This window comes from Arthrobacter sp. 754, from assembly GCF_040548695.1.
Taxonomy (GTDB): domain Bacteria; phylum Actinomycetota; class Actinomycetes; order Actinomycetales; family Micrococcaceae; genus Arthrobacter.
Genome location: NZ_JBEPSC010000005.1, coordinates 402,061 through 420,111 on the forward strand (window position 1 = coordinate 402,061; position 18,051 = coordinate 420,111).

Annotated in this window: 18 protein-coding genes and 1 pseudogene; 17 read left to right on the forward strand and 2 right to left on the reverse strand. The window is 66.2% G+C overall.

The genetic code is table 11. The annotated features are described in order from the left end of the window. Nucleotides 1-66 precede the first annotated feature (66 nt). From ABIA70_RS16515 to uraH, 9 genes and pseudogenes are all read left to right on the forward strand, one after another. Nucleotides 67-927 (forward strand): aldo/keto reductase, encoded by an 861-nt coding sequence (locus tag ABIA70_RS16515; protein ID WP_502917220.1) that lies wholly within the window; start codon nt 67-69, stop codon nt 925-927. A gap of 53 nt (nt 928-980) precedes the next feature. Beyond that, a complete protein-coding gene (gene ligD, locus ABIA70_RS16520) occupies nt 981-2,225 on the forward strand; it encodes a non-homologous end-joining DNA ligase (protein WP_354148651.1) in 1,245 nt (414 codons plus the stop codon). A gap of 81 nt (nt 2,226-2,306) precedes the next feature. Continuing rightward, on the forward strand, nt 2,307-3,215 hold the full coding sequence (gene pucL, locus ABIA70_RS16525) for a factor-independent urate hydroxylase (RefSeq protein WP_354148652.1): 909 nt from the start codon (nt 2,307-2,309) through the stop codon (nt 3,213-3,215). Between the two features lie 45 nt (nt 3,216-3,260). Beyond that, a complete protein-coding gene (gene aceB, locus ABIA70_RS16530; RefSeq protein ID WP_354148653.1) occupies nt 3,261-4,874 on the forward strand; it encodes a malate synthase A in 1,614 nt (537 codons plus the stop codon). A gap of 3 nt (nt 4,875-4,877) precedes the next feature. Next, nucleotides 4,878-6,188, forward strand: a complete 1,311-nt coding sequence (locus tag ABIA70_RS16535) for a DUF6986 family protein (protein ID WP_354148654.1) — start codon at nt 4,878-4,880, stop codon at nt 6,186-6,188. Then, nucleotides 6,185-7,015: a bifunctional allantoicase/(S)-ureidoglycine aminohydrolase gene (locus tag ABIA70_RS16540; protein ID WP_354148655.1), complete on the forward strand. Its 831-nt coding sequence runs from the start codon at nt 6,185-6,187 to the stop codon at nt 7,013-7,015. The genes ABIA70_RS16535 and ABIA70_RS16540 overlap by 4 nt, the downstream gene beginning before the upstream one ends. Nucleotide 7,016: 1 nt before the next feature. Further along, a pseudogene (gene allB / locus ABIA70_RS16545) lies at nt 7,017-8,348 on the forward strand (allantoinase AllB); the annotation flags it as partial. Next, nucleotides 8,337-8,849 (forward strand): 2-oxo-4-hydroxy-4-carboxy-5-ureidoimidazoline decarboxylase, encoded by a 513-nt coding sequence (gene uraD / locus ABIA70_RS16550; protein ID WP_354148708.1) that lies wholly within the window; start codon nt 8,337-8,339, stop codon nt 8,847-8,849. The pseudogene allB and the gene uraD, both read left to right, overlap by 12 nt. Further along, nucleotides 8,846-9,184 carry a hydroxyisourate hydrolase gene (uraH, locus tag ABIA70_RS16555; RefSeq protein WP_354148656.1) on the forward strand — a complete coding sequence of 113 codons (339 nt, stop codon included), beginning with the start codon at nt 8,846-8,848 and terminating at the stop codon, nt 9,182-9,184. Before uraD ends, uraH begins: the two co-directional genes overlap by 4 nt. Before the next feature lie 37 nt (nt 9,185-9,221). On the opposite strand, the gene ABIA70_RS16560 is transcribed toward uraH, so the two are convergent. Beyond that, nucleotides 9,222-10,463, reverse strand: a complete 1,242-nt coding sequence (locus ABIA70_RS16560) for an NAD(P)/FAD-dependent oxidoreductase (RefSeq protein ID WP_354148657.1) — start codon at nt 10,461-10,463, stop codon at nt 9,222-9,224. A 90-nt stretch (nt 10,464-10,553) separates the two neighbouring features. On the opposite strand from ABIA70_RS16560, the gene ABIA70_RS16565 reads away from it, so the two are divergent. The 5 genes from ABIA70_RS16565 (at nt 10,554) to ABIA70_RS16585 (ending at nt 14,020) form a co-directional block, all read left to right on the forward strand. Next, complete coding sequence (locus tag ABIA70_RS16565) at nt 10,554-11,345, forward strand: PIG-L deacetylase family protein (protein WP_354148658.1); 792 nt, start codon at nt 10,554-10,556, stop codon at nt 11,343-11,345. A gap of 366 nt (nt 11,346-11,711) precedes the next feature. Next, complete coding sequence (locus ABIA70_RS16570; RefSeq protein ID WP_354148659.1) at nt 11,712-12,062, forward strand: PadR family transcriptional regulator; 351 nt, start codon at nt 11,712-11,714, stop codon at nt 12,060-12,062. Between the two features lie 2 nt (nt 12,063-12,064). Continuing rightward, the gene (locus tag ABIA70_RS16575; protein WP_354148660.1) at nt 12,065-12,427 is read left to right on the forward strand and encodes a DUF1048 domain-containing protein; all 363 of its coding nucleotides are present in this window, start codon (nt 12,065-12,067) and stop codon (nt 12,425-12,427) included. 25 nt (nt 12,428-12,452) lie between these two features. After that, entirely contained in the window at nt 12,453-13,259 is an 807-nt protein-coding gene (locus ABIA70_RS16580) for an ABC transporter ATP-binding protein (protein WP_354148661.1), read from the forward strand. Further along, complete coding sequence (locus ABIA70_RS16585) at nt 13,256-14,020, forward strand: ABC transporter permease (RefSeq protein WP_354148662.1); 765 nt, start codon at nt 13,256-13,258, stop codon at nt 14,018-14,020. Before ABIA70_RS16580 ends, ABIA70_RS16585 begins: the two co-directional genes overlap by 4 nt. A gap of 26 nt (nt 14,021-14,046) precedes the next feature. Here ABIA70_RS16585 and ABIA70_RS16590 read toward each other — a convergent pair whose 3' ends face one another. Continuing rightward, nucleotides 14,047-15,405, reverse strand: coding sequence for a protein kinase domain-containing protein (locus ABIA70_RS16590; RefSeq protein WP_354148709.1), 1,359 nt, complete (start codon nt 15,403-15,405; stop codon nt 14,047-14,049). Nucleotides 15,406-15,651: 246 nt separating this feature from the next. Between ABIA70_RS16590 and ABIA70_RS16595 the strand changes: the two genes are divergently transcribed. From ABIA70_RS16595 to ureC, 3 genes are read left to right on the forward strand one after another with little or no spacing between them, the layout of a single operon-like run. After that, the gene (locus tag ABIA70_RS16595) at nt 15,652-15,954 is read left to right on the forward strand and encodes an urease subunit gamma (RefSeq protein WP_354148663.1); all 303 of its coding nucleotides are present in this window, start codon (nt 15,652-15,654) and stop codon (nt 15,952-15,954) included. An 8-nt stretch (nt 15,955-15,962) separates the two neighbouring features. Beyond that, nucleotides 15,963-16,292 carry an urease subunit beta gene (locus tag ABIA70_RS16600; protein ID WP_354148664.1) on the forward strand — a complete coding sequence of 110 codons (330 nt, stop codon included), beginning with the start codon at nt 15,963-15,965 and terminating at the stop codon, nt 16,290-16,292. Beyond that, entirely contained in the window at nt 16,289-18,034 is a 1,746-nt protein-coding gene (ureC, locus tag ABIA70_RS16605; protein ID WP_354148665.1) for an urease subunit alpha, read from the forward strand. The genes ABIA70_RS16600 and ureC overlap by 4 nt, the downstream gene beginning before the upstream one ends. The last annotated feature ends 17 nt before the right edge of the window (nt 18,035-18,051 follow it).

The window sequence follows — 18,051 nt, forward strand, 5'->3', positions numbered from 1 at the left end:
GTACGCCTCTGGGGGATAACACCAGTGACTCTCACCCGCACCGGTTTCGCCCCTACCGTTGAAACCATGACCACAAACACCATCCAGACAGTGACCCTGAACAACGGCGTCGACATGCCCATCCTCGGCTTCGGCGTCTACCAGGTCGACAACGACCAGACCGAACAGGCCGTTTCCGCCGCCCTCACCGCCGGCTACCGCTCCATCGACACCGCCGCCGCCTACGGCAACGAAGAGGCAGTCGGCGCAGCGATCAAGAAGAGCGGCATCCCCCGCGGGGAACTGTTCATCACCACCAAACTCTGGGTGCAGGACGCCGGAGAGGAGAACACCCACCGCGCCTTCGACGCCTCCCTCGCCAAGCTCGGCCTCGACTACGTCGATCTGTACCTGATCCACCAGCCGTTCGGTGACTACTACTCCGAATGGCGTGCCATGCAGGAAATCCACAAGGCCGGCCGTGCCCGCGCCATCGGGGTGTCCAACTTCGCCCCCGAACAGCTGGTGGACCTCATCGTTAACAACGAGATCGTGCCCGCGGTCAACCAGATCGAGACGCACCCCTTCAAGCAGAACACCGACTACCAGGAGCTGATGCGCGCCGAGGGTGTGCAGATCGAGTCGTGGGGCCCCTTCGCCGAAGGCAAAAACGGGCTTTTCACGAACGGGACCCTCGCCGCGATCGGTGCCGAGCACGGCAAGTCCGTCGCGCAGGTCGTGCTGCGGTGGATGATCCAGCGCGGCGTTGTCGTCATCCCCAAGTCCGTAAACCCGGACCGGATGGCAGAGAATATCGACGTGTTCGACTTCGCCCTCACCGACGGACAGATGGCGCAGATCGCGCACCTGGACGGCGGAGAGTCACTGTTCTTCGAACACACGGACCCGCAGATGGTCCGCCGGCTCGGCGGCTACCGGCTCAGCTGACCACCAGGGGCCGGGCTCTGGTTCAGGCATCCGATCGTTGCTAGCGTGACGGCATGAACCCGTCGAAGACTCCGGCCGAGACCCTCAGCATTGACGGAAAGGAGGTCCGCATCTCGAGTCCGGACAAGATGGTGTTCCCCAAGCCCGGGGTGACGAAGCTTGACCTGGTGCACTACTACCTCGCCGTCGCCGATGGTGCGCTGCGCGGCGCCGGTGGCCGGCCCATGGTGCTCAAGCGGTTCCCCAAAGGCATCGACGCCGAGCCGTTCTTCCAGAAACGCGTGCCCGAAAACCACCCCGACTTCATCGACACCACCACGCTGCACTACGCATCCGGCACCTCAGCCGAAGAGGCCGTCATCCGGGACGCCGCGGGGTTGGCGTGGGTGGTGAACCTCGGCTGCCTGGACCTCAACCCGCATCCTGTCCGCGCCGAGGACCTGGAGCACCCGGACGAACTCCGCGTTGACCTGGATCCGATGCCGGGGGTGGACTGGTCCCAGGTCGTGGACGTTGCCTATGTGGCGCAGGAGGTGCTCGCCGACGTCGGGCTGGTGGGGTGGCCCAAGACCAGCGGCTCGCGCGGCCTCCACATCCTAGTGCGCATCGCGCCGCAGTGGTCCTACCGCGACGTGCGGCTCGCCGCGGAGACGCTCGCCCGTGAGGTTGAGAACCGGGCACCTGGCCTTGCCACCGCCCGGTGGTGGAAGGAGGAGCGCGGCGAGAGTGTGTTCGTGGACTTCAACCAGAACGCCAAGGACCGCACAGTGGCCTCGGCCTACTCCGTCCGCCCGCTTCCCGATGCCCGCGTCTCGACGCCGCTGACCTGGGAGGAAGTCCGTTCCGCGCGGCCGGAACAGTTCACGGTCCTTACCGTGCCGGGGCGGTTCGCGGATATCGGCGATCCCCACGAAGGGATCGACGACGCCGTCGGCTCACTGGACGGGCTCCTGGCCCTGGCAGCCGAGCTCGGTCCCGCCGAGAAACCGCCCCGGAGCAGTGACGGCTCGGGCCGCCGGCAGTCGGTGATGCCGCTGATCGAGGTGGCCCGGACTAAGACCAAACCGGAGGCGCTCGCGGCTCTCGAGGAGTGGAAGTCCGGCCACGCGGATGTTGTCTCGGCCCTGCACCCCGCCGACGTGATGGTCGATGGCATGCGCGGATCGAGCTCGCTCTGGTACCGGGTGCGGGTGAACCTGCAGCACGTCCCCGAGGCAGAGCGTCCGACGCAGGAGGATCTCATTGCCGATTACGATCCGTGGGCGGGCAAGGAGTGGCCGGGGCGTCCTGGGTCCTGACACCGGAAACGCACTGGTAACGCGCGCTTAATGTCAGTGCTGGAACGTATGCTCCACCTACCGGAAGTTGGGAAACAGACCATGAGCAGCAAGATCATCCTCGGCGAGAACCAGTACGGGAAGGCCGAGGTCCGGGTTGTGAAGATCACCCGGGACACCGAGCGCCACGAGATCGAGGACCTGAACGTCACCTCGCAGCTGCGGGGCGATTTCGCGGCGGCCCACCTTGAGGGCGACAATGCCCACGTGGTGGCCACGGACACCCAGAAAAACACCATCTACGCCTTCGCACGCGAGGGCATCGGCTCCCCCGAAGCTTTCCTCCTGCGCCTGGGCGAGCACTTCACGTCCGGTTTCGACTGGGTCACGGGGGGCCGCTGGGAAGCGGAGTCCTACAGCTGGGACCGGATCCAGGCGCACGGCAGCGGACACGATCACTCCTTTGTCCGCAACGGCCAGGAAATCCGGACCGCCGTCCTGGTCCGCGACGGCGCCGCCAGCCACCTGATCTCGGGACTGAAGGACCTGACGGTGTTGAAAACCACCCAGTCCGGCTTTGTGGGCTACGTCCGGGACAAATACACCACCCTCCCGGAAACCACGGACCGCATCCTCGCCACCGACGTCTCCGCCCGCTGGCGCTACCGGACCGGGACTGATTTCAGCACGCTGGACTTCAACAAAAGCTACGACGACGTCAAGGCCCTCCTGCTCGAAGGCTTCACGGAAAAGTACTCCCACGCCCTGCAGCAGACACTGTTCGAAATGGGCACCAAGGTCCTGGAAGCGCAGAGCGGGATCGAGGAGATCAGGTTCTCCATGCCCAACAAACACCACTTCCTGGTGGACCTCGCGCCGTTTGGCCTCGACAACCCCAACGAGGTCTTCTTCGCGGCAGACCGCCCCTACGGCCTGATCGAGGCCACCGTCCAGCGCGACGACGCCACCCCGGCGCCCGCCGCCTGGTCAGGAATCGCCGGCTTCTGCTGAGTTAGATTAGGCCCAGCGTCTTCGCAGCCAACGAAAGGACCAGCAATGGCCATCACTGTCACAGACCCCCGGCCGATCGACCGCGCGGAGGAGATCCTCACCCCGGAGGCGCTGGGGTTCATCGAAGAACTCCACACCCGCTTCGCCGGCACCCGCAACGAACTCCTCGCCGCCCGTGCCATCAAGCGCCAGCGGGTCGCGGACACCGGTAAACTGGACTTCCTCCCGGAAACACAGGACGTGCGCGACGGCGACTGGACAGTCGCAGAGGCACCGGCGGCACTGCAGGACCGCCGGGTCGAAATGACCGGCCCCGCCTCCCCCGCCAAGATGGCCATCAACGCCCTGAACTCCGGAGCCAAAATCTGGCTTGCCGACCTCGAGGACGCCTCCACACCCACCTGGGGAAACGTCATCGACTCCATCCTGAACCTCCGCGACGCCGCCAACGGCACCCTGAGCCACACCTCGGCCGAGGGCAAGGAATACACCCTCCGCACCGACGCGCCGCTCGCCGTGGTGGTGGCCCGCCCGCGCGGCTGGCACTTCCCGGAGAAGCACGTGATGGTCGACGGCGACCGTGCCGTGGGTGCGCTGGTGGACTTCGGCCTGCACTTCTTCCACGTGGCCAAACAGCTCATCCTCAACGGCCAGGGCCCCTACTACTACCTGCCCAAGATGGAAAGCCACCTTGAGGCCCGGCTCTGGAACGAGGTCTTCGTCTTCGCCCAGGACTACCTCGGCATCCCGCAGGGCACCATCCGCGCCACCGTGCTGATCGAGACCATCCCCGCCGCGTTCGAAATGGACGAAATCCTCTACGAGCTCCGGGACCACGCCTCGGGCCTGAACGCCGGCCGCTGGGACTACCTGTTCAGCATCATCAAGTACTTCCGCGATGCCGGCGAACAGTTTGTCCTCCCGGACCGCGCCTCGGTGGTGATGACCGCCCCCTTCATGCGCGCCTACACCGAACTGCTGGTCAAAACCTGCCATAGGCGCGGCGCGTTCGCGATGGGCGGCATGGCCGCAGTGATCCCCAACCGGAAACAGCCCGAGGTCACCGAGGCCGCCTTCGCCAAGGTCCGCGCGGACAAGACCCGGGAAGCCAATGACGGCTTCGACGGCTCCTGGGTGGCCCACCCCGACCTCGTCCCCACCTGCCAGGAAGTCTTCGACTCCGTCCTGGGCGACCCCAAAAAGGGCGGCCGCCCCAACCAGCTGGACAAGCAGCGCCCCGAAGTCTCCGTCACCGCGGACCAGTTGCTGGACATCGCGTCCGCCGGCGGGCAGGTCACCGAAGCCGGGCTCCGCCTGAACCTCTACGTCGCCATCGCGTACACCGCTGTCTGGCTCTCCGGCAACGGCGCCGTGGCCATCCACAACCTCATGGAAGACGCCGCGACCGCAGAGATCTCCCGCTCCCAGGTCTGGCAGCAAATCCGCAACAAATCAGCCCTCGCCGACACCGGACACACCGTCACCCGGGAACTCGTGGAAGGGATCCTGGCCGAGGAAACCGAACGGCTCCGCAGCGAAGTCGGCGAGGAGGCATTCATGGGCTACTACGAACCGGCCAGCCACCTCATCAAGGAGATCTGCCTGTCCGAGGACTACACCGACTTCCTCACCACCCCCGCCTACGAACTGCTGGACTGAGGAATGGCAGCCACCCCCACGCCTTCCCTCACAGCTGCGGACACCGCCCACATCGACGCACAGCTGGCTGCCACGGACCGGTTGCTGGACCGGAACTACCCGGGCGATGACGGCTCACGCCAGCCCGTGCACACCGTCTACGTCCCCGCCGACCGGTTCACGGCGTCGCTCGCTGCCGACTGGGGTTCCCAGGCGCTGACCGCCGCGGCAGCCCACGGCGGGCTGGAACGGCTGGGGAGTCTGCTGGGCCAGGACGCCCAACTTGCCGAGGTTGTGGCCTCGCGGGTGCAGGCGAAGCTGGAGACCGAACCGGTCGAGGACCTCCGCCTCGACTTCGAGGACGGGTACGGGGACAGGGGCGACGACGCCGAGGACGCCGCCGCTGTCGGGGCGGCAGCGGCCGTGGCCGCCGCCGTCGCTGCCGGCTCCGCTCCCCCGTTCATCGGGATCAGGTTCAAATGCTTTGAGGCCGCCACCCGGGCCCGCGGCCTGCGCACCCTGGACCTTTTCGTCTCCGGGCTGGTCTCGGCCGGCGGCCTCCCGGCCGGACTGATCCTGACCCTGCCCAAGGTCACCACCGTGGCGCAGGTGCAGGCCATGGCCTACGCGGTGTCCAGGCTGGAGGAGGTCCACGGGCTGCCGGCGGGGCGGTTGCGGTTCGAGGTCCAGGTGGAAACGCCGCAGCTGATCCTGGGCCCCGACGGAACCTCCCCCGTGGCCCACCTGCCCCATGCGGTCCCCGGCCGGATCAGCGGCCTGCATTACGGGACCTATGACTACTCCGCGTCCCTGCAGATCTCTGCGGAGTACCAGTCCATGGAGCACCCCGTGGCCGACTTCGCCAAGGAGGTCATGCAACTGGCCGTGGCCGGGACGGGCATCCGGCTTTCGGACGGCTCCACCAACATCATGCCCGTGGGCGGCAACGTGGAGAGCGCCTGGCAACTGCATGGCCGGCTGGTCCGGCGATCCCTGGAGCGGGGCTACTGTCAGGGCTGGGACCTGCACCCGGCCCAGCTGCCCAGTAGGTTCGCCGCCACCTACGCGTTCTACCGCCAGGGGCTTCCCGCCGCCGCCGCGCGGTTGCACAACTATGTCGGACGGACCGAAGGCGACGTGATGGACGAGCCAGCCACCGCCCGTGCGCTGGCAGCCTTCGTCCTGCGCGGAGTCCAGTGCGGCGCCGTCGGTGCCGAGGAGGTCGCGGCGCTGGCCGGCGTCGGGATCCCGCAGCTGACGGGCCTGGCGCACCCCCGGCTCGCCCGTTCCCCAGAGCCCTCACACTCTGCCACCGCCCAAGGAGCACAGCCATGAGCACGTACTTTTCCCCCGAGGGCGGCCTGCCGCCGCAGACCCAGCTCCTGACCGACCGCGCCGTGGTCAAGGAGGCTTACACGGTCATCCCCAAGGGCGTGCTGCGCGACATCGTCACCTCCAACCTGCCGGGCTGGGAGAAGACCCGGTCCTGGATCATCGCCCGGCCCATCGCCGGCTTCGCCACCACCTTCAGCCAGCTCATCGTGGAAGTGGCCCCCGGCGGCGGCAGCGAGAAGCCCGAGGCCGAGGCCGGCGTCGAAGGTGTCATCTTCCTGACCAAAGGCGAACTGACCCTGACGCTCGACGGCGAAATCCACCGGCTCCAGGCCGGCGCCTACGCCTACCTCGCCGCAGGCGCCGACTGGAAGGTCCGGAATCCCGCGCCTGGCGACGGGGAAGCAGCCTCCTTCCAATGGATCCGCAAAGCCTACGAACCGCTGGAAGGCTTCACCGCGAAGTCCTTCGTGACCCGCGACCAGGACGTGGAGCCGCGTCCCATGCCCGGCACCAACGGCGCCTGGGCCACCACCCGGTTCGTGGACCCGGACGACCTCGCCCACGACATGCACGTCAACATCGTCACGTTCCAGCCCGGCGGCACCATCCCGTTCGCCGAAACCCACGTGATGGAACATGGCCTGTTCGCCCTCGAAGGCAAGGCTGTCTACCGCCTGAACGATGACTGGGTGGAAGTGGAGGCCGGCGATTTCATGTGGCTCCGCGCCTTCTGCCCGCAGGCCTGCTACGCCGGCGGCCCCGGCCCGTTCCGGTACCTCCTGTACAAGGACGTCAACCGCCAGATCCGCCTCACCCGGCAGTCCTGAAATGCCTGCAGAAACGTTCGATCTGGTCATCCGGGGCCGGCGGATCCTCACCGGCGCCGTCATCTCGCCCCGGGAAGTGGGCGTGCGCGGCGGGAAGATCGCCGCGATCGAGCCGCTCGGCGCCGGCCTCATCGGCACCGACGTAGTTGAACTCACCGGTGACGAGATCCTGATCCCGGGCCTGGTGGACACCCACGTCCACGTCAATGAGCCCGGCCGCACCGAGTGGGAAGGGTTCGCTTCCGCCACCCGGGCAGCTGCCGCCGGCGGCGTGACCACCATCATCGACATGCCGCTGAATTCCATTCCGCCCACCACCACCGTGGAAGGCCTCAAGCTCAAACGCGAGGTGGCCGAGGACCAGGTGTTTGTGGACGTGGGCTTCTGGGGCGGCGCGGTCCCGGGGAACACGAAGGACCTCCGCCCGCTGCATGACGAGGGCGTGTTCGGTTTCAAATGCTTCCTGCTGCATTCAGGCGTCGACGAGTTTCCGGACCTGGGCGCGGAGGAACTGGAAGAGGACATGGCCGAACTCGGGTCCCTCGACTCCCTGATGCTGGTCCACGCGGAGGATCCGCACGAGATAGAGAGCGCACCCCACCCCGGCGGCGTCAGCTACGCCACGTTCCTGGCCTCCCGCCCCCGCGGTGCCGAGAACACCGCCATCGCCGAGGTCATAGAGCGGGCCCGTCGCACCGGCGCGCGTGCGCACATCGTGCACCTCTCGTCGTCGGACGCGCTGCCCATGATTGCCGCGGCAAAGCGCGACGGCGTGAAGCTCACCGTTGAGACGTGCCCGCACTACCTGACCCTGACGGCCGAGGAAATCCCGGACGGCGCCACCGCCTTCAAGTGCTGCCCGCCCATCCGCGAAGCCGCAAACCGCGAACTGCTCTGGCAGGGCCTGCAGGACGGCACCATCGACTGCATCGTCTCGGACCACTCCCCCAGCACGCTGGACCTCAAGGACCTGGAAAACGGTGACTTTGCCGTGGCCTGGGGCGGGGTGTCCTCACTCCAGCTTGGCCTGTCCCTGATCTGGACGGAAGCGCGGCAGCGTGGCATTCCGCTGGAACAGGTGGTCGCTTGGATGGCGGAAAAGCCCGCAGCCCTCGCCCGCGTGTCCAACAAGGGCCGGCTCGCCCCCGGTTTCGACGCGGACTTCGCCGTGTTCGCCCCGGACGAGGCGTTCGTGGTGGACGTGGCCAAGCTCCAGCACAAGAACCCCATCACCCCGTATGACGGCAAGGCCCTCACCGGCGTGGTCCGGCGCACCTACCTCCGCGGGAGCGTAGCGGACGGCCGTACCCCCACCGGGAAACTGCTTCGCCGAAACGTAAAACTGGCGGCCTTCAACGCTGCATCCGCGGCGCAGGCCGAGGCCACCCTGCGCCCGTGCGTCGATGTCCGGCGCTGGGTGGATGAGATCGCCGGAGCCCGCCCGTTCGCCTCCGAGGAGCACCTGCTGGACTTCGCCAGGCACGCCGCCGATCCGTTCACAGCGGAGGAGGTTGAGGCCGCCCTGGCCCACCACCCGCGTATCGGGGAGAGCCCGACGGCGCGCACCGCCGAGGCAGCCATGTCCCGTTCCGAGCAGGCTGGGCTGGGCCCGGCGGACGCAACCCTGGCAGCGGCCCTGGCTGAGGGGAACCGCGCTTATGAGGACAAGTTCGGCCGGGTGTTCCTGATCCGCGCCGCGGGGCGCACTGGCGAAGAAATCCTCACCGTCCTCCGGGAAAGGCTGGCGCATACCCCGGAGCAGGAAGAACCCATCATCGCCCAGCAGTTGCGGGAAATCGCGCTGCTGCGCCTTCAAGGAGCCATCAGCCCATGAGCACCTCACAGGTCACCACACACATTCTGGACACCGGCTCCGGGCGCCCTGCCGCGGGCGTCGCCGTCGGACTCCACCGGCGCGAGGGCGGGACGTGGACTCCCGTGGGCAGCGGCACCACAGACTCCGATGGGCGGGCGAAAGATCTCGGTCCCGAGCGGCTGGAGCCGGGAACCTACCGCCTCAACTTCGGCACCGGCCCCTACTACGAAAGCCTCGGGACCCCCACATTCTTCCCGGAAGTGGACCTGGTCTTCTCGGTGACGGGCGCCGAGCACTACCACGTGCCATTGCTGCTCAGCCCGTTCGCCTACTCAACGTACCGGGGCAGCTGACCGGCAGCTGCGCCGGTAATCGATCCGCGTGAGGCCTTCACTCCGGCCGGCCCACCACCACCTGGGCGGGGCTGTGGGTGATGTAGCCGTTGAGCCAGGAAAACAGTGCGCGGACCTTCTGCTGGAAGCCGGACAGCAAGGCGAGGTGCACCAGCAGCCACGCCACGAACGCCAGCGGCCCCTGCAGCTGGACGCGCTTGCGCCCGATCTCGGCCACCGCAGCGCCCCGGCCGATCATCCCCATGTACCCCTTGTCCAAGTACTTGAATGGCTGTCGTGTGCCGCCGGTGAGATCGGCAAGGATGTTTTTCGCCGCCCACTTCCCGGCCTGCTGTGCCACTGAGCCCAGCTGCGGCAGTTTGGCCCCCGTCGAATCGGTGATGTTGGCCGCGTCGCCCAGGACGTACACACCGTCGAAATCCGGTGCAGTCAGGTCCGGGTGCACGTCGACCCGCCCGCCTTTGCCCTGCGGGATGCCGGAGTCCGTGATGATCTTGCCGGCCTTCAAGCCGCCCGCCCAAACCACCACCCGGCCTGGAATAAACGCCCCGTCGGCCAGCGTCACGCCGTCGGCCCGGACCTCCGTGACGCCGACCCCCAGGTGCAGCTGGACGCCGATCTTCTCGAGGCGTCGCCTGGTGTAGTCCTGCGACTTGGCCGAAAACGCATTCATTACGGTCGGGATCATGTCCACCAGATGTACACGGCAACGGGCGGCGAGCTCCGGCGAAAAGTACTTGGAGACCACGTACTTCACGTTTTCCGCCATGGCACCGGCCGTCTCCACGCCTGTCGGGCCGCCGCCGATGACCACCACGTCCACGGAACCACCGGATTCCCGGTCCGCTTCGTCCAGAAGCTGTGTCAGCCTGCCTCCGAGCCTGGTGGCATCGGTAACTGAGTACAACGGGAAGGCGATCTCTTCAGCGCCCGGGGTATTGAAATAGTTGGGCACGGCGCCGGCCGCAATGACGAGGACCTGAGCCTGGAACGTGTCGCCCGCAACGGTAGTGACCGTGCGGTTGGCTGCGTCCACCGTTGCCACTTCCGCAGTGAGCACCCTGACCGATCTGATGCGTCGGAAAACAGAACGGATCGGCCTGGCAATGGCCGACACCCCGATCTGCGACGTCGCCACCTGGTAAAGGAGGGGCTGGAACTGGTGATAGTTGTTGGCGTCGATCAGCAACACATTGATGCCCTTGCGGCCAAGCTTCCTGGCAACTGTCAGGCCGGCAAACCCGGCCCCGACCACGATGACCTGATAAGTCTGCTCCATCCGAGCAACCTACTCCACCTGACGTCCAAGCAACAGGGTGCCAAACCGTGGCATTGAGATTCTGCTGCCTGAGGGTTTAGCGTCTGTTTTGTGAATGAGCCCCATTCCCTGGCCGTAGTGGTTGCCCACCCCGATGATGATGCCTACGGGTGCGCGGGCTCAATCGCCCTGCACGAGAACGACCCTGGGTTCAGGTTCTGCCTGGTGCTTGCAACCGACGGCGGAGCCGGACAAATCAGCAAGGGTGTCCCGACGACGCCCGCAGAGTTGGGTGCCTGGCGGCGCCAGGAGAGCGCCAACGCGTGGCAAGCCCACGGCAGAATCCCCGACCGGCACGAATGGCTGGACTACGCCGACGGGAGGGTCCCGGAAGTCGACTTCGAGGAACTGGTGGGCAGGATCCTGGAGATCCTGCTTCAGGAACGCCCGCAGGTGGTGGCCACATTCGGACCCGACGGAATTACCGGTCACCGGGACCATATCGCAGTGGGCAGGGCCACGGACGAGGCCTTTGCCCGGGCCCGGAAGACACCTGGCCCGGGCTTCCGGCGACTGGTGCACGGTGCCATGCGCGCCTCCACCTTTGACCGCTGGAACATCAGCCGGCAGCGCCTGGGACTGACACCCTGGGACCCGACCCGCGAATACCACCTGCGCCCCGTTCCCGATGAGCGGATCGACATCGAGGTGGACACGAGCGCGGTGGCGTCCCGGATCGTTGCAGGCCTGCTGGAGCACCGGTCGCAGCGGGATGTCCTGATCGACCCGGGCGTGGATGAGCGCCGTTGGGCCAGGATCGTATCCCGGGAATCGTCAGTCATGGCGTGGCCGGGCCGGCCTGCCGGAACTGCGCTGCTTACCGATCTCTTCGAAGGTCTTTGAGCCGGGCAGAGGCCGGACTCCGCTGAAGAAGCCGATGACCCCGGGGTCCCGGCAGTGGAGACGATGATCATCAGCAGATGGCACGAGCCTGGTCACCCTCACGGCTTCCGCGCGCGGATAACCTATGGGCAGACTCCCGGCAGCGGGCACAACACTGTGGCCAGCGCGGATCCGGACGAGGTCCTCAGGATGGTACAGGAGTGGCTCGCCGGCAAGCCAGGAACTGACGGTACGAAGCGCCCGTAGGTCCCAGCCAAGGGCGCTGCGTTCCCATGCGCCGGGCCCTTGGGAAGCCCTTGCAATCCCGCTATTCAGCGATACTATGTAGTGGTAGTCAGCAACGCTAGGTAGTCGGAGGTGCAATCCATGGGCAAGCAGATGACCGAAATGCTCAAGGGCACGCTGGAGGGCATCGTCCTCGCCATCCTGGCCGTGCAGCCGGCGTACGGCTATGAGATCACGGCGCGCCTGCGTGATCAGGGCTTCGCCGACATCGTCGAGGGCACCGTCTACGCGCTGCTGGTCAGGATCGAGCAGCGTGGCCTCGTGGACGTGGCAAAGATCCCGTCCGAGAAGGGGCCGCCGCGGAAGGTCTATACGCTGAACGCTTTGGGCGGCGAATACCTCGAAGAATTCTGGCGGTCCTGGAGCTTCCTCGAGAATCGGATCGAACAGCTCCGGAACCACATCGAACGTCCGCAGGACAAAGGAGCATGATTATGGCCGCAAAATGGATCGAGCAGATCACCGGCTCATTCGAAGACAAGAAACGCTGGCGCCGGTACAAGGCCCGCAAGGAACAGCTTCCCCCGGCCTACCGAACGGCGATCGACGGACTCGAGCGCTACTTCATGTACGCCGGGTCGATCGTCAAGGGCGATGTCCTGATGCAGATGCTGGAGGACCTTGCAGACCTGATCGAGCGGGCCGCCGTGGACGGCACCCCCATCCGCGACATCGTCGGGGACGACCCGGTGGAGTTCGCAGACACCTTTATCCGGAACTACTCGGACGGCCAGTGGATCAACAAGGAGCGCAAGCGCCTGACCGACGCCATCGATCAGGCCGCCGACGACGCCTGAACAGGCACCGAACGGAGTACCAGGAATGACCACAGAACAGCCCTTGGAACCGGCAATCCGGGTGCAGGGCATCGAGAAATCCTTCAAGGACCTGCACGTGCTGCGGGGCGTCAACTTCGAGGTGAGGGCAGGGAGCATCTTCGCACTTCTCGGCTCGAACGGCGCCGGGAAGACCACGCTGGTGCGGATCCTGTCCACACTGCTGAAGGCCGACGGCGGCACTGCCACCGTCCACGGATTCGACGTCGCACAGAACCCGGGCGAGGTGCGCGAGTCGATCAGCCTGACGGGCCAGTTCGCCGCCGTCGACGAGGTCCTGACCGGCCGGGAGAACCTTGTGCTGGTCGCCAAACTACGTCATCTGAAGGACCCGGGCGCGATCGCCGACGACCTGCTCGCCCGCTTCACGCTCACCGAAGCGCAGAACCGCAAGGCGTCGACCTACTCTGGCGGCATGCGGCGCCGGCTTGACATCGCGATGAGCCTGATAGGGAACCCGCCGATCATCTTCCTTGACGAACCGACGACGGGCCTCGATCCCCAGGCGCGGCTCGAGGTGTGGCAGACCGTCAGGCAGCTTGCCGGCCAGGGCACGACGGTGCTGCTCACCACTCAGCAGCTTGAGGAGGCCGAACAGCTCGCCGACCGCATCGCGATCCTGCACAACGGCACGATTATCCAGGATGGCACCCTTGCCGAGCTCAAGCAGCTCCTCCCGCCGGCTGAAGTCGAATATGTCGAGAAGCAGCCCTCCCTCGAGGATGTCTTCCTCGCCCTCGTCAATGACGGCTGCACCCAAGGTGCCGTCCCGGTACGAAAGGAACCACGATGACCACCCATGTCCTCGGGGACACCGGTGTCCTGACCGCCCGCTCGCTGCGCCACATCCTCCGCAGCCCGGACACGATCATGACCACCGCGGTCACGCCCATCGCCATGATGCTGCTGTTCGTCTACGTGTTCGGCGGCGCAATCACCACCGGATCCGACGAGTCGTACGTCAATTACCTGCTCCCCGGCATCCTGCTCATCACGATCGCCTCCGGTGTCGCCTACACCGCGTACCGGCTGTTCCTCGACATGCAGGGCGGCATCTTCGAACGCTTCCAGTCGATGCCCATCGCCAGGTCCAGCGTGCTCTGGGGCCACGTGCTCACCTCGCTGGCCGCCAACATGGCTTCGGTGGGAATCGTCATCGGCGTTGCACTGATCATGGGCTTCCGCACCGGAGCATCGGTGGCCGCCTGGCTCGCCGTCGCCGGCATCCTGATCCTCTTCACCCTGTCAATGACCTGGATCGCCGTCATCGCCGGACTGTCCGCGAAGACGGTCGACGGTGCGAGCGCATTCAGCTACCCGCTGATCTTCCTGCCGTTCATCAGTTCGGCGTTCGTGCCCACTGCCACGATGCCCGCCCCGGTTGCATGGTTCGCCGAGAACCAGCCTGTGACCTCCATCGTGAACACCCTCCGCGCCCTGCTCGCCCAGGAACCTGTAGGCAGTGACATCTGGACCGCCCTCGCCTGGCTCGTAGGCCTCCTCGTCCTGGCCTATGCCTTCGCGATCGCCACGTACCGTCGCCGGATCAGCTGAGGCCGGGCATTTCCGGGCCCGGCTGACTACGCGAGGCTCCGCCTCGTTTGGAGCCTTAGTTCAAGGTCATTCATCACGATCGCTGCGAGGTTCTCCAGAGTACTGGTGTCGTCCTCGCTGAAATGCCTCGGCCGGGTGTCCAGCACGCACAGGGTTCCGAGGTTGTACCCGTCGGGCGTGCGCAACGGCACGCCCGCATAAAACTGCATCCCCGCCTCGCCGGCAACCAACGGGTTGGCCAGAGTGCGCGGATCGGTGGCGGCGCTCTCCACAATCCAGGCATCGTCCTGAAGGATCGCCGAGGCGCACAGCCCCGGATCCCTGCCGATCTGTTCAACATCGGTGCCGTACCGGGCCTTGAACCAGATACGGTCGTTGTCAACAATGCTCACGATGGCCACCGGGACAGCGAACATCCGGGCCGCGACAGCCACAACCCGGTCAAAGGTCCCGTCAGGGAGGGTATCGAGGATCCGGTACCGGTGCACGGCCCGCATTCTGGCTTCTTCAGCGTCCACCGTTTCCTGGGAGCCGTCGCGGTGCCTGGCGGCTCCGGTTGCGATCTCCTGCCGGAGGGACAGGGACACGTCCTTGGCGTCAGGGCGTGCAGCCGGATCCCGGGCGAGCATAAAGGTGAGCAGGTTTGCCCATCTGGGTGCGACTTCCTCCGGAATGTGCGGATCGCGCAGCAGCCGTGCCAGAGCCGACTGGATGGGAGCACCCGGATAGGCGACGCGTCCGGTCAAGGCTTCCAGGAGCACCAGCCCCAGCGAGTAAACGTCGCCGGGCTTCCCGGATGGCTCACCCGCGGCCTGTTCCGGGCTCAGATAGTGTGGCGTCCCTGACGAACCGCTCTTGAACGTGTCGAGGCCTTCATCCAGCAGCGTCGCGACGCCGAAGTCGCTGAGCTTGGCGCGTGGCCTGCTCTCCCCGCTCCCGTCATCAACGAGCAGGACGTTCGCGGGCTTGACGTCCCGATGAACGATTCCGTGATGGTGGATGTAGGCAAGGCCGTCGGCAAGGTCATGCCCGATATGCGCGACGTGGGCCGCCGACATCGATCCAAGACTGCCCCGCGCGCGCAGGTCTGGACCCCGGACCAGCTCCATCACCAGGTAGCTGTGCGGGTCATCGGGATCGCTCAGGTCCGCTCCGGCGTCGAACAGCGTCACCAGCGCAGGATGGCTCATCCCCGCCAGGATGCGGACCTCGGCGTCCTGCCGGCGGATCTGCTCGACGTCGGCGCGGTTACGGCGGAACAGTTTCAGCGCCACGTCCCTCTGGAGCAGCTCGTCAATGGCACGGTAGACGGTCGATTGAGCACCCGAGCCGATCAGCTCTTCAATCCTGTACCGCCCGCTTAGGAGATCGCCGCGCCGCATCATGCCCACATTCGTGGTCCTTACTTGATCCAGGGCCTGCGCCGCCTGCCGGACCAAGAAGTCAATACCGGGATTGGCGCACACCAAGACATTCGGCCGTCCGTCTCCTGGCAGGAGTCGGGGGTAACAACGGCCCGCCCTATATCGTAAGCGAGATCCGGCGGTATGGAGGCGGTTATCCTGAAATGCCCCGGAAACGTGGGCGGCTTACTCTGGTTACACTCCGGCGACGCGATGGAAGGGAACCCAGTGCATCTGATGCCCCGAGAGCAGGAAAAGCTCATGATTGTGGTGGCGGCCGACCTTGCCCGGCGCCGTCAGGCGCGCGGGCTTAAGCTGAACTTTCCCGAGGCCGTGGCCATCATCAGCTACGAACTCATCGAGGGGGCGCGGGATGGCCGGACCGTGGCGGATCTGATGAGTTACGGCACCACCGTACTCAGGCGGGACGACGTGATGGAAGGCGTCCCGGAGATGATCCATGACGTCCAGATAGAGGCCACCTTCCCCGACGGCACCAAGCTGGTCACCGTCCACGATCCGATCCGATAGGGCAGGCCATGATTCCAGGCGAATACATCCTCAGGCCCGGGCCCGTGACGCTGAACGCCGGGCGCCAGGCGATCGACGTCGTCGTCACCAATACCGGCGACCGCCCAGTGCAGGTGGGTTCGCACTTCCACTTCGCCGAGGCGAACAGTGCGCTCACATTCGACCGCCAGGCTGCCCATGCCCGCAGGCTGGACATCCCCGCCGGCACGGCGGCGAGGTTCGAGCCAGGTGACAGCAAGACCGTACGGCTTATTGAGCTGGCCGGCCGCCGGGAAGTCTACGGCCTCAGCAACGCCGTTAACGGCCCCCTCGATGCAGGCAAGGAAGGTGGCAAGTGAGCTTCGATCTTCCACGCAGGCAGTATGCCGACCTCTATGGCCCGACGACGGGCGACGCCATCCGTTTGGCGGACACCGAACTGTTCCTCGAGATCGAGAAGGACCTCACCGTCTACGGTGAGGAAGTCGTCTTCGGCGGCGGGAAGGTGATCCGCGACGGCATGGGCCAGAACGGCCAAGCAACGCGTGAGGACGACGTCCCGGACACCGTCATCACCAACGCCGTCATCCTCGACTACACGGGCATCTACAAAGCCGACGTGGCGATCAGGGACGGCCACATTTTCAGGATCGGCAAGGCCGGCAATCCGCAGATCACCGACGGCGTCGACATCGTCATCGGCGCCAGCACCGAAATCATCGCGGGCGAGCGGAAAATCCTCACCGCCGGCGGTGTGGACAGCCACATCCACTTCATATCCCCGGACCAGGTACCCACCGCACTGACCAGCGGTGTGACCACCATGGTGGGCGGCGGGACCGGCCCGGCGGAAGGCACCAAAGCCACCACCGTCACCCCCGGCAAATGGCACATCCAGCGCATGCTGCAGGCCGCCGAGGGGCTCCCCATCAACATCGGCCTGCTGGGCAAGGGCCATGCCTCCGCCGTCGAGCCCCTCGCCGAGCAGATCCGCGCCGGCGCAATCGGGCTCAAGGTCCACGAGGACTGGGGATCCACCACATCCTCCATCGACACCTCGCTGAAGGTGGCCGACGAGTTCGACGTCCAGGTTGCCATCCACACCGACACCCTCAATGAATGCGGCTTCGTGGAGGACACCATCCGTGCCATCGACGGCCGGGTCATCCACACGTTCCACACCGAGGGCGCCGGCGGCGGGCACGCGCCGGACATCATCAGGATCGCCGGGCTGCCCAACGTCCTGCCGGCGTCGACGAACCCCACCCTGCCGTACACGCGGAACACCATCGAAGAGCACCTTGACATGCTGATGGTCTGCCACCACCTCAACCCGGACATCCCGGAAGACGTGGCGTTCGCCGATTCCCGAATCCGCGCCGAGACCATCGCCGCCGAGGACGTCCTGCAGGACATGGGCATCTTCTCCATCACCTCCTCCGACTCCCAGGCCATGGGCCGCGTGGGCGAGGTGATCACCCGCACCTGGCAGGTGGCGGACAAGATGAAGAAACAGCGCGGCGTCCTGGAAGATCCCGACGGCGGCACTCACGGTTCTGCCGACGGTTTGGGTTCACAGAGTGACAATTTCCGGCTCAAGCGGTACGTGGCGAAATACACCATCAACCCCGCCATCGCGCAGGGCATGGCGGACTCCATCGGATCCGTCGAGGAAGGAAAATTCGCCGATCTGGTGCTCTGGGATCCCGCCTTCTTCGGCGTCAAACCCGAGCTGGTGCTCAAGGGCGGCCAGATCGCCTATGCACTGATGGGTGACGCCAACGCCTCCATCCCCACCCCGCAGCCGCGCACCATGCGGCCCATGTTCGCAACTTTCGGCAAGGCGGTGCAGCAGTCCTCCATCACCTTCCTGTCCCAGGCAGCAATCCACGCAGGTGTCCCCCAGGAGCTAGGCCTCGGGAAGGTCATCCGGCCCGTCTCCGGCATCCGGACGCTCACCAAGGCGGACCTCAAATACAACGGCGCCACCCCGGACATCCAGGTGGACCCGGAAACCTACCAGGTGACGGTCGACGGCGAGGACGTCACCTGCGAGCCCTCCGACGTCCTGCCCATGGCCCAGCGCTACTTCCTCTTCTAACCGTCCCGACCACCCGG